This is a genomic window from Pseudooctadecabacter sp., assembly GCF_020627745.1.
Lineage (GTDB): Bacteria > Pseudomonadota > Alphaproteobacteria > Rhodobacterales > Rhodobacteraceae > Octadecabacter.
In genome coordinates this window covers 13,877-25,136 of sequence record NZ_JAHDGE010000034.1, presented here as the reverse complement: position 1 = coordinate 25,136, position 11,260 = coordinate 13,877, and the positions used below count along the sequence as shown (strand labels likewise).

Here is an 11,260-nt window from a genome sequence, read left to right as displayed (position 1 = left end):
TTTGCGCCGGAATTGGGGGGCGGGTCAAGGTTGGGGTGGGCGTGGTTGTGGTTGGCAGGCCATGGCGGTGTCTGGGCCATGGTCGCGGGTGGGGGGCCTGTGTTTGGATTGCGTCCGCAGGGGGCGCGGCCAATCTGCGCATGGCGGCAGCCGGTTTTGGTGCCGCCATCCGTTCATCTGCTGATGCGCCTGTCCGCTTTGGGGTGTCTGCATCCCTTCGGGTCAGACGGATGTCCGCCGCTGGTGCGCGCACTGCGAAACGGGCCCGCTGGGTCATGCGCCCCCACCCAGCGGGGCCCTCATTTTGGCAGGGGGTCATAGCCCAGTTGCAACAACACATGCGGGACATCGACGAAGACCCAGTTTTCGACAAGAAGATCCCCCTCACGCCGCCACCAGTCACAGACCCGCATAAAGACACGCTCACCCGTGGGATCCTGCCCCAGGAACGGCTTGACGCTGATCCCTGTCAGCGACGGCCACCCGCCCGAGCATGTATAATTCCCCTCGCCGTATCTGGTGAAATGCGTGGTCATCCCGTTGTTCGATGATCCGCCGGACCAGTGTTCGAACTGGGATTCAAAGGGGACCTGAAACGACGCGAATTGGTCGATCCCGATAAAGCTGCCGAATGCGCCGGGCCCGTACCACATCATGTTGTCATGCCAATAGGGCCGCCATGCCTCATCCTTGGTGGCCAGTCCCGACAGCATATCTGTCACAATTTGGTAGCTGCGTGTGCCTTCATCGGGATCGGGGGCTTGCGTGATCACGCCATCGCGGCTGGCCGGACCCTGGATCAGGCCCGTATATCCGCGCGTCAGACCCGGCCCCGTGGGCAGCGGCCACTGGCCGGATGCAATCATCAGTTCCGGTATGTCGAGAAAGATATAGCTTTCGACCGCCTTGTCGCCGTCCATCCGGTGAAATTCACCAAAGCGCAGATAACTTAACGTGCCGGTCGCCTTGATCCCGATCCAGTCCTGCGCGAACCGGCCCGTGTAATAGCCTGTCGCGCTGATCCACGACTGTCCGTCGAATTCGCCCGCCATGACGATGTCGCAGCGTTGGTACAATCCGTCAAAGGCCTGCTGTAACGGGCGCAGAACGGTGGTGATGTAGGCGGCCGCGCCGGTCATGCCGTTGAAGGGGTGAACCACGTTGATGTCCGCGTCGGCGGCGAAAAATTCGCCGGCCGCGTTGGAAAAGTCGCGAGGATGCCGCAAGGCGTCTGCATACCGCAGATAAGAAGTCCGGTGTGGGGATGACATGATCTGTCCTTTTGAATGTCGATAGGGTGGGATGGGTCCGGTTATCCGGACCACGGCCCCGCACGCATTCGGGCAAAAGGAACCCGACCGGGCCGCCGTGCACGCAGCGCCAGCAACCGCATCGCTGCGGTCGCGGCGGATGCCAGCATCGAAAGAACCGTCGTCAAGGTCATGGAAAAACACTATCGCCTTTGTGGGACGACGCAAGACGCGATGGTGACGGTGTGCGGTCCGGCGGTGCGATCAGTCCGGCGTGCGAATTTTCTTTTGGTGCGGGTCAAACACAAAGCTGACGGACAGGGTGCTGCCCTTGTCAAACGTCAGGACAGGGTTTGACGCCGTGTCCAGAACCCAGACCGCGCCGACACGGCCGGAGCCGTCCATTGCGGTGTCGGCATAGGCCCATCCCGCCTGAAGTTTGAAGGACGTGTCGCCCGCCATCGTGAAAACACTGTTGAGGGTCTTTGCGCCGTTGTCCCACACAAACCCTGTCGTGACGCCCGACGGGATGCCCAGAAAATCAACGTCGAACATGATGTCGGAGGGGGCGTCTTGTGCCTGCCATGCGACCGTTATTCCGGCGTTGTCAGGTTCAAAATCCACGAAGGTCAGGTTGAGGGTAATCTGACTGCGATTGTGGGCAGGCGCGGTGGTCTTTTTGAAAAATTTCCTGAACATCTTACGCCCCTGTTCGGGGGAACTGGGACTTAATCGGAAAGTAAATCAATCGCGCATCGCCGCCCATTAGGTTATTCGCGATATTTGCTCAGCAACATCGACCCGTTGGTGCCGCCGAAGCCGAAGGAGTTTGTCATCACCGTGTCCAGCCCCGCGTCCGCCTTATACGCGGTGGCGATTTCGCCGTCGTTGATCGCGGGGTCCAGCGTTTCGACATTGATCGAGGGGATGATGTAGTCGCCTTGCAGGGCGAGCAGGCAATAGACGGCCTCTTGCGCGCCGGTGGCGCCTTGGGAGTGGCCGGTCATGGATTTGGTGGAACTGATGGGGGGCGTGGTGCCTGTGCCAAAGACGCGGCGCACGGCCTCAACCTCGCCCACGTCGCCGACGGGGGTCGATGTGCCGTGCGCGTTGATGTAGGACACTTTGCGACCCTCCGGCAGGGTTTTCAGCGCGCCGCGCATGGCGCGTTCGCCGCCTTCGCCGGAGGGGGCGACCATATCGGCCCCGTCGGAGGTCGCGGCAAAACCGGTGACTTCGGCGTAGATTTTGGCCCCGCGCGCCAATGCGCTGTCGAGGCTTTCGAGAACCACCATGGCCCCGCCGCCTGCGATGACGAACCCGTCGCGATTGGCGTCAAAGGCGCGGGAGGCTTTTTCGGGGGTGTCGTTGTACTTACTGCTCATCGCGCCCATGGCATCAAAGAGGCAGCTGAGCGTCCAGTCGAGTTCTTCACCGCCGCCGCCGAACATGATGTCCTGCGTGCCAAGGGCGATCTGCTGGGCCGCCATGCCGATGCAGTGCAGGGACGTGGAACAGGCCGAGGTGATGGAGAAGTTCATGCCCTTGATTTTGTAGGCCGTCGCAAGGTTTGCGCTGACGGTCGAGGACATGGTTTTGGGCACAGCAAACGGCCCGATGCGTTTGGTGGCACCTGTGGTTTCCACGACCTTGTGGGCGGCGAACATGGCCGATGTGGACGGCCCGCCTGAGCCTGCGATGAGGCCGGTCATGGGGTTTACGATCTGGTCTTCGGTCAGGCCCGCGTCCTCGATCGCCTGACCCATGGCGATATGGGCGTAGGCGGCACCGGGCCCCATGAACCGCAAGGTGCGTTTGTCCACGTGATCGGCAATGTCGATCTTCAGGGTGCCTGCAACCTGACTGCGAAAACCGTGTTCGGCCATCTCAGCGCTGGCGACGATGCCCGAGGTGCCCGCGCGCAGGGCGGCGTCCACTTCGGCCGCTGAATTCCCGATGGGGGAGACGATCCCCAGACCTGTGATGACGACGCGGCGCATGTGCGGCTCCCTTATTGGCTTTTGTCCGGTTTATGGGAGGGGGCGGTGAGGGGCAAGGGGAGGGCGCGGGTGGAACCCAACGACCTTCGCCGCCGTTTGATCATGACCCGTATGGAGGAAGCCCCACATGTCAAAGATCGAAATCGTCAATCCTGCCACCGAAGAGACCATCACCACCTATGATGTCATGTCCCGAAAGCAGGCTTTTGCCGCTGTGGAGGCCAGCCACGCTGCGTTTTTGAAATGGCGTGAGACTTCGCACGAAGAACGCGCCGGGATGTTGCGCAAGATCGCGGCTGTGCTGCGCGACAATGCCGACGCGCTGGCCACGCTGATGACCCGTGAGGTTGGCAAGCTGAAAAAGGACGGCGTCACCGAGGCGGAGCTGTGCGCCGCCATTTGTGAGTATACCGCCGACACCGGCCCCGATGCGCTGGCTGATGAGGAACGCACGTGGGGCGAGGGCAACCGCGGTGTCGTGACCTACCAGCCCATCGGCGTCATCTATTCCATCCAGCCGTGGAATTTCCCGATCTACCAGCCGTTGCGCGTGCTGGCGGCGGCCATCATGGCGGGCAACGGATGTGTGTTGAAACACGCCGAGATTTGCACCGGCAGCGCCCTGCGTCTGCGGGACTTGTGCATCGAGGCCGGTTTGCCCGAAGATCTGTTTCAGGTCATCATTATTGACCACGACACCAGTGACGAGGTCATCGCCCACGACAAGGTGCGTGCGGTCACGATGACGGGCAGTGACGGGGCCGGGCGGCACATCGGGGCCAAAGCGGCGGAGGCGTTGAAAAAGACGGTGCTGGAGCTTGGTTCGAACGACGCATACCTCGTGCTGGAGGATGCCGACATCGAAACAGCGGTGAAGTTTTCCGTCATGGGGCGGCTGTATAACAACGGCCAGACCTGTGTGTCCGCCAAACGTTTCGTGGTGACAGACAGCAATTACGATGCCTTTGTCGAGGCTTATGTGGCGCAGATGTCCGAGATCGGGATGGGCGACCCGATGGAGGAAGACACCAAGCTGGGCCCGCTGTCCAGCGCGGACCAACGCGACACGGTTGCGGGACAGGTTGAGGACAGCGTCAAGGCGGGTGCCACGGTGCTGTGTGGTGGTGAGGTGCCGGACAGGACAGGTGCCTATTACCCCGCGACCGTGCTGGGCGACGTGACGCCCGGAATGCCGGCTTACGACGACGAGATTTTCGGCCCCGTGGCGTCGATCATCCGCGCCAAGGATGACGAGGATGCCATGCGCATCGCCAATGACAGCCGCTACGGTCTGGGCGGGGGCATTTTCTGCACCGATGAGGACCACGCGCTGAAACTGGCGCGCCTCTATTTCGACACCGGTATGGTGCGGATCAACAATTTCGGCGCGGCGGACCCTGCGATGCCTTTCGGCGGGGTGAAGGATTCCGGTTACGGGCGCGAACATGGCGGCTTTGGCATCCGCGAGTTCGTCAACGCCAAGGCGATCTTTATGAATTGACCGGATGCCGTGGTGGGCAAATGGAAAGGGCGGCCCGATGCGACGGGCCGCCCTTTTTTGATGACTTGGTAAAGAGGGTTCAGCTTTCGCTGAGTGCGACTTTCATGTCCTTGACGTCGTAGGCCAACTCGCCGTCGACTTTGACGATGCCGTCGGCCACGCCCATGGTCAGGCGGCGGGTCTGGACGGCTTTGGTAAAGTCGATCTCATAGGTGATCATCTTGGCCGTGGGGCGCACCATCGCCTTGAGTTTGATTTCGCCAACACCCAGTGCGTAGCCGCGCCCTGTCCAGCCGCGCCAGCCCAGATTGAACCCGGTCAACTGCCACAACCCGTCAAGGCCCAGACAGCCGGGCATGATGGGGTTGCCGGGGAAGTGGCAGTCGAAGAACCACAAATCCGGTGTGATGTCGAATTCGGCCCGCACGTGGCCTTTGCCGTGCGCGCCGCCATCGGCAGAGATGTCGGTGATCCGGTCCATCATCAACATCGGCGGTTCGGGCAGTTGTGCGTTGCCGGGGCCGAACAATTCACCACGGGCACATTTCAAAAGGTCGTCGCGGTCAAATGAGGTTGGATAGTCGGACATTGGCCGGTGTTCCCTTGATGAGTGGCGTTTGGCGTCCCCTAACAGAGGTGACGGAGGCGGCGCAAGGGACGCGCGTTTGCGACCTGTTCGCATTAGAGATTGAAAGCGGCGCCCGTTCGCCCATATTATACGTGCAATCAGGGGATGTTCCGATGACAGATGCCACCACCAGATCAGATGCGCGGTCGGACCGCGGGACCACGTGGCTGGCCGGTGCGGGGCTGCGGCCCACACGGCAGCGCGTGGCGCTGGCCGGTTTGCTGGTGGGCGACGGACGCGACCGGCATGTGACCGCCGAGAGCCTGTTCGAGGCGGCTGGAAAATCCGGTGAGAAAGTGTCGCTTGCGACGGTGTACAACACCTTGCGTGCGTTCTGCGATGCGGGCCTGCTGCGGGAAATTACTGTGGACGGGTCGAAAAGCTATTTTGACACGAACATGACCGACCATCCGCATTTCTACTGGGAAGACGACAACCGTTTGTCTGACGCGCCGGCTGACCAGCTTGAGATTGCGCGGGTGCCGGATGCGCCCGAAGGCGCAGAGATTGCATCGGTTGATGTGGTGATCCGCCTGCGGCGCAGCTAAATTCCTGAAGATTTTTACCGGCTGTTAAGAATGGATGCGCCAAGGTGCCTTCATGACCCTTTACAGCCCCCAACCCCGCCCTGTTGTCGACGCCCCACGGCCCGTGCCGGTTGCGATGAAATTCACCCTTCGGGATACCACGTCCGATCTGTTGCTGCGGGAGGTGCGGTTGTTGCGCGACTGCGTGGCATCGGCGCGCACCCGCTGGGATTTTGATGTCGAGGCGGCGGTGGTGCTGCCTGCGCAGATGCAGCTTTTGGCGGTGTTCAACACGGGTGAGTTCGGGATGCGACAGGCCATGGCCCTGATCCAGACGACGTTTCGGACCCATCTGGATCTGCCCCGCGGGCTGTGGGAGGGGGCGGCGCATCTGACACGTCTTGAGTGGGAGGCGATGCCTTTGCGACGCGCCTTTATCGAGGCTGCTCCGGTGCGGATGGGATTGGTACAGGACCCGGGCGACTGGCCTTACAGTTCGGCCCAGCGGTCGGTGCCGCAAGGCCGCGCCTTGGGTGTGCTTGTCGCCTGAGGTCCGGCGATCAGAACCATTGCCCCGGTTCCATCAGCCCCAGATCGAGAAGCTGTTGGGAATGCCATTCGAAGGGAATGGAATTGTGCCATGTGAAGGACTGGATATCGAAGGTGCTGCCAGGGTTGCGTTTAAGCGCTTTGGCGGTGCGGAAGGAACAGATGGCCGCCGTCAGATTGTGGTGCCACGGGCAGGCGTAGGTGTTGTATTCGGGATCGTTGAAGGTGTGATCGGCGTTGAAAACAAGGCCGGGTTTGTTGCGAAACAGCGCCACGCGGTCGATCTTGCGGCGCGGGGCGGGCACGTGTTCTTCGAACCGCCACCGTAGCCCGCCAAAGAAATCCATCTGCCGGTCCAGATCGTTGTTCCACTGATCCTTGCGGGCCAGCGCGTAATAGCCGGTTTTGTCCAGATGCGCGGTTTCAATGTTCACGGCGTTTTCGTGCGCGTCCAGATCGCCCGCGTAAAGGTCGATCACATAGGTCAGGATCGTGTCGCGCCGTTCTTCGACGTTAAAGGCGATCATTTCGCCCACCGCGCGATGTTCACAGAACGGATGAAACAGGAACTCCGCGTTGTAGCAGTAATAGATCCAGATGTCGCCGGTGGCCTTCATCACCCCGTTCACAGCCGTTTCCAGCGCACCGGGGGCAAGCATGTTGTAGGACACGCGGATGATGCTGTCGGCCACGTCCTCGGCGATGGAAAAGACCGGCATGGCAAAGACGACGGTGTGTTTGAACCCCGCCGCGAGGGTGTGCCGGATTGTGGCGTCCAGTTCGACCTCGTCCTCGGCAAAGATCAGGGCGACGGGCCCTTTCTTCAAAGCCGCGGCGCCATCATTGAGAAAGCTGGACAAATCGTCGTGGTGGATCATGGGGGTGCCTTGCCTGATTGGCATTAATATCCGGTCAATCGCATCTCATTGCAAGCGGGGCTTGGGTGGGGTAGACGGCGGCGCAATCCCCTTCCCGAACCCCCCGTGATTTTGGACCAAAGGCCCGTGCCATGACCCAGCCCCCCAAGAACACCAAAAAGCTGTTCATCAAAACCTACGGCTGCCAGATGAACGTCTATGACAGCGAACGCATGGTCGAGGCGCTGGGCGGTGAGGGTTATGTCGAGACAAAGACACCCGACGACGCGGACATGATCCTGCTGAACACCTGCCACATCCGCGAAAAGGCCGCCGAAAAGGTCTATTCCGAACTGGGGCGGTTCAAGGGGCTGAAGGCCGACAATCCGGACCTGAAGATCGGGGTGGCGGGCTGTGTGGCACAGGCCGAGGGCGAGGAAATCATGCGCCGCCAGCCCATGGTCGATCTGGTCGTGGGGCCGCAAAGCTACCACCGCCTGCCTGCGATGGAACAGGCCGTGGGCCAGGGCCGCAAGGCGCTGGACACCGATTTTCCCGAGGATGACAAGTTCGACACCCTGCGCAAACGCGCCAAGATCAAACGCGGGCCCACCGCGTTTTTGACCGTGCAGGAAGGCTGCGACAAATTCTGCGCCTTTTGCGTGGTGCCCTATACGCGCGGCGCCGAGGTCAGCCGCCCCGCCGACCGGATCATCCGCGAGGCGCAGGAGCTGGTTGAGGCCGGCGTCAAGGAGATCACCCTGCTGGGCCAGAACGTGAACGCCTATCACGGCCACGCTGGCGGATTGGCCGGGCTGATCTGGGCGCTGGACAAGGTGGACGGGCTGGAACGCATCCGGTTCACCACATCGCACCCCAACGACATGGATGACGCCCTGATCGAGGCCCATGGCACCTGCGACAAACTGATGCCCTATCTGCATCTGCCGGTACAATCGGGGTCCGACCGCATCCTGAAGGCGATGAACCGCAAACACACCCGCGACCAGTATTTCCGACTGATCGAACGCATCCGCGCGGCGCGCCCTGATCTGTTGTTGTCGGGCGATTTTATCGTGGGCTTTCCCGGTGAAACGGAGGCCGATTTCGAAGACACCCTCGATCTGATCCGCACCGTGCATTACGGGCAGGCCTATTCGTTCAAGTATTCCACCCGTCCGGGCACGCCCGCGGCGGAAAAGCCGCAGCTGCCCGATGATGTGATGGACGACCGGTTGCAGCGTCTTCAGGCGCTGCTGCGCGACCAGCAACGTGCCACGCAAGACAGCATGATCGGGCGCACGGTCAAGGTTCTGTTCGAAAAGGCCGGACGCGAAGACGGTCAGATGATCGGAAAGTCGGAGTACCTGCACGCGGTCTTTGCTGACACGCAGGACGTGCGTGTGGGTGATCTGCGTCCCGTCCGGATTGTGAAGTCTGAGTCCAATTCGCTGGGCGGCGACATCGTCTGAGGTGACGTTGCGTCTTAACGACGATCCGCAAGCCGTTGAACTTCGGCGGCAATATCGCCCCGACGGCAAACAATCCGCTGCATTAACGTGACTTTGTTGCCCAATTAGACACAATATATAGCTATTTTGTCTTTCTTTATGGCTAAAGTTTGGTAACCATGGGTACATCATGTGACAGTGAGGGCGGCTGGGGGCATTGGGGTGCCCGGGGGTCGCGGACAGTTCAAAAGGGGCATGGGGCCAATGAAAACACGTATGACGAAATCTCTGCTGGCGGGCCTGGGCCTTGCATTTGCGGGTGCGCTGGCCATGGCCACGCCTGCTGCGGCACAGCAAACCATCACCGGCCAAAGCTATGAGCCAACGATCTGGGTTGACCCGGATGGCTGCACACACTGGGTCATGGACGACGGGTTCGAAGGCTACATGTCTCCGCGCCGCAACCGTGATGGATCGCCCATCTGTATGCGGTCCGACATTTGTGGTGTGATCCCGACGGACACCTTGTTCGAAAACGATGAGCCATGGATCAGCCGTGCCGACAAGCAGCGCCTGATGGCGTTCTTCCAGCAGGCCGATGCCTTCGGTTTCCTGATCTACGGTCACACCGACAGCAACGCATCGGACGAATACAACATCCGCCTGTCCAACCAGCGCGCCAACATGGTCGCCGGGATCGCACAGGATGCCGGTGTGCGTGTCGTTGATGTCAAAGGCTTTGGCGAGCGTCGCCCACGGGCCGACAACCACACACACGCAGGGCGCGCCGAAAACCGCCGCGTCGAAATCTATTGCATTCGCTAAGGAGCTGGACAGATGAAAGCAGTTAAATTCTCCGCTCTGACCGTGATGGCGCTGTCCGTTTCGGGGTGTGGCGAGGCCGCGTTGACGGCCCTCAACATCGAAGGCGGCAACCGCACAGGCGCTGAGCGTTTCGTGGACGCAGGACGGGACGAAAAATCCCTGACACAGCTGGTGGCCGGTATCTGGGTTGACCCCAACGGGTGTGACCACTGGATCATCGACGACGGCATCGAGGGCTACCTGTCCGAGCGTCTGACACCTGATGGCCGTCCGGTCTGTTCCGGTGTGGCGCCGCCCTCTACTGCGGTGGGCCCGTTCAACGAAGGCACGGACATTCCGGATCCGCTGTGATTTCGGGCAAAACAGAGTGCAAAGGGGTCGCGGGAACATCCGCGGCCCCTTTTTCGTTTCAAAGGGGCGACATTGTCCGGTCGTGGCTTGCACCTGCCCGTGCAACCGGCCACCATCGTCCTACACAAACCCTGGAGAGTTGATTGGCCACCACAACGCTGCCCCCCACCCCCTATGAACAAGACGCGGCCCCTGTCGTGGTCGAGTTTCCCGATAATTTTCTGCTGATCGACCTGTGCGGTGAACATGACCGGCACCTGGCCGAGATTGAATTGAAGCTGGGCGTGCAGATCCTGCGTCGCGGCAACCAGTTGTCGATCCATGGCGAGGCCGAGGCCAGCCGCGAGGCGGCGGAGGTGCTGACAGCCCTTTACGAACGTCTTGAGGCGGGCCGCGCGGTCGAAACCGCCGACATCGACCGTGAGGTCCGCATGGGCGCGTCTGAAAAGGGCACAGGATCGCCTGCAGGCGACCAGATGGATCTGATTCCCGGCGACCGTGTGGAAATCAAGACCCGCAAAAAGATGGTCGAGCCGCGCACGGAGGCGCAAAAAGCCTATGTAAAATCGTTGTTCAACAACGAACTGGCCTTTGGCATCGGTCCTGCGGGCACGGGCAAAACCTATCTGGCGGTTGCCGTTGGGGTGAACCTGTTTATCGGCGGGCATGTGGACAAGATCATCCTCAGCCGTCCGGCGGTCGAGGCGGGTGAAAAGCTGGGCTATCTGCCCGGTGACATGAAGGACAAGGTCGATCCTTACATGCAGCCGCTCTACGATGCGCTGAATGATTTTCTGCCCGCCAAACAGGTGGAAAAACTGATCGAGGAAAAGAAGATCGAAATTGCGCCGCTGGCGTTCATGCGGGGCCGCACGCTGGCGCGCGCCTTTGTGGTGCTGGACGAGGCGCAGAACGCCACAACCATGCAGATGAAGATGTTCCTGACCCGTTTGGGCGAAGGGTCGCGCATGGTCATCACCGGTGACCGCACCCAGATTGACCTGCCGCGTGGTGTGGATTCGGGCCTGCGTGACGCGGAACGGCTGCTGAAAAACATCCCCAAGATCAGCTTCAACTACTTCACCTCCAAAGACGTGGTGCGCCACCCGCTGGTCGCCGCCATCATCGAAGCCTACGACCGCGACGACCCGAAATGAGCGTTCGTTGTCTTTGTCTCATAAATATCCCGGGGGGAGCCCGAAGGGCGGGGGGCAGCGCCCCCCTGCGCCCTTGCCTGTGACCGCGACCGTTGAAATCCTGATCGAGGATCCGCGCTGGGCGGACCTTCAACCGCTTGCGGATCGGGCCTGTTCTGCGGCGT

11 protein-coding genes and 1 pseudogene are annotated in these 11,260 nt (G+C 61.2%); 7 read left to right on the top strand and 5 right to left on the bottom strand.

All coding sequences use genetic code 11. The annotated features are described in order from the left end of the window. Positions 1–299 precede the first annotated feature (299 nt). The 3 genes from QZ653_RS12310 to QZ653_RS12300 all read right to left on the bottom strand — a co-directional run bounded on the left by QZ653_RS12310 (position 300) and on the right by QZ653_RS12300 (position 3,250). Positions 300–1,271, bottom strand: coding sequence for a nuclear transport factor 2 family protein (locus QZ653_RS12310; protein WP_296420394.1), 972 nt, complete (start codon positions 1,269–1,271; stop codon positions 300–302). Positions 1,272–1,514: 243 nt separating this feature from the next. Then, on the bottom strand, positions 1,515–1,949 hold the full coding sequence (locus tag QZ653_RS12305) for a hypothetical protein (protein WP_296420393.1): 435 nt from the start codon (positions 1,947–1,949) through the stop codon (positions 1,515–1,517). 71 nt (positions 1,950–2,020) lie between these two features. Further along, on the bottom strand, positions 2,021–3,250 hold the full coding sequence (locus QZ653_RS12300; RefSeq protein ID WP_296420392.1) for a beta-ketoacyl synthase N-terminal-like domain-containing protein: 1,230 nt from the start codon (positions 3,248–3,250) through the stop codon (positions 2,021–2,023). Positions 3,251–3,374: 124 nt separating this feature from the next. On the opposite strand from QZ653_RS12300, the pseudogene QZ653_RS12295 reads away from it, so the two are divergent. After that, positions 3,375–4,751, top strand: a pseudogene (locus QZ653_RS12295) (NAD-dependent succinate-semialdehyde dehydrogenase); the annotation flags it as partial. Positions 4,752–4,830: 79 nt separating this feature from the next. On the opposite strand, the gene fabA reads toward QZ653_RS12295, so the two are convergent. Then, positions 4,831–5,340 (bottom strand): bifunctional 3-hydroxydecanoyl-ACP dehydratase/trans-2-decenoyl-ACP isomerase, encoded by a 510-nt coding sequence (gene fabA, locus QZ653_RS12290; RefSeq protein WP_296420391.1) that lies wholly within the window; start codon positions 5,338–5,340, stop codon positions 4,831–4,833. A gap of 152 nt (positions 5,341–5,492) precedes the next feature. On the opposite strand from fabA, the gene irrA reads away from it, so the two are divergent. Both irrA and QZ653_RS12280 read left to right on the top strand, forming a co-directional pair. Further along, complete coding sequence (gene irrA, locus QZ653_RS12285; protein ID WP_296420390.1) at positions 5,493–5,927, top strand: iron response transcriptional regulator IrrA; 435 nt, start codon at positions 5,493–5,495, stop codon at positions 5,925–5,927. A 52-nt stretch (positions 5,928–5,979) separates the two neighbouring features. After that, positions 5,980–6,456, top strand: coding sequence for a hypothetical protein (locus QZ653_RS12280; RefSeq protein ID WP_296420389.1), 477 nt, complete (start codon positions 5,980–5,982; stop codon positions 6,454–6,456). A gap of 10 nt (positions 6,457–6,466) precedes the next feature. Here the strand turns inward: QZ653_RS12280 and QZ653_RS12275 are convergent, their stop codons facing one another. Next, the gene (locus tag QZ653_RS12275; RefSeq protein ID WP_412766012.1) at positions 6,467–7,330 is read right to left on the bottom strand and encodes a hypothetical protein; all 864 of its coding nucleotides are present in this window, start codon (positions 7,328–7,330) and stop codon (positions 6,467–6,469) included. Between the two features lie 134 nt (positions 7,331–7,464). Here QZ653_RS12275 and miaB point away from each other — a divergent pair, with 134 nt between their 5' ends. The 4 genes from miaB (at position 7,465) to QZ653_RS12255 (ending at position 11,096) form a co-directional block, all read left to right on the top strand. Beyond that, positions 7,465–8,784 (top strand): tRNA (N6-isopentenyl adenosine(37)-C2)-methylthiotransferase MiaB, encoded by a 1,320-nt coding sequence (miaB, locus tag QZ653_RS12270; protein ID WP_296420387.1) that lies wholly within the window; start codon positions 7,465–7,467, stop codon positions 8,782–8,784. Positions 8,785–9,027: 243 nt separating this feature from the next. Next, the gene (locus QZ653_RS12265) at positions 9,028–9,588 is read left to right on the top strand and encodes an OmpA family protein (RefSeq protein WP_296420386.1); all 561 of its coding nucleotides are present in this window, start codon (positions 9,028–9,030) and stop codon (positions 9,586–9,588) included. A gap of 12 nt (positions 9,589–9,600) precedes the next feature. Next, the gene (locus QZ653_RS12260; RefSeq protein ID WP_296420385.1) at positions 9,601–9,939 is read left to right on the top strand and encodes a hypothetical protein; all 339 of its coding nucleotides are present in this window, start codon (positions 9,601–9,603) and stop codon (positions 9,937–9,939) included. 143 nt (positions 9,940–10,082) lie between these two features. Next, complete coding sequence (locus QZ653_RS12255) at positions 10,083–11,096, top strand: PhoH family protein (protein ID WP_296420384.1); 1,014 nt, start codon at positions 10,083–10,085, stop codon at positions 11,094–11,096. The last annotated feature ends 164 nt before the right edge of the window (positions 11,097–11,260 follow it).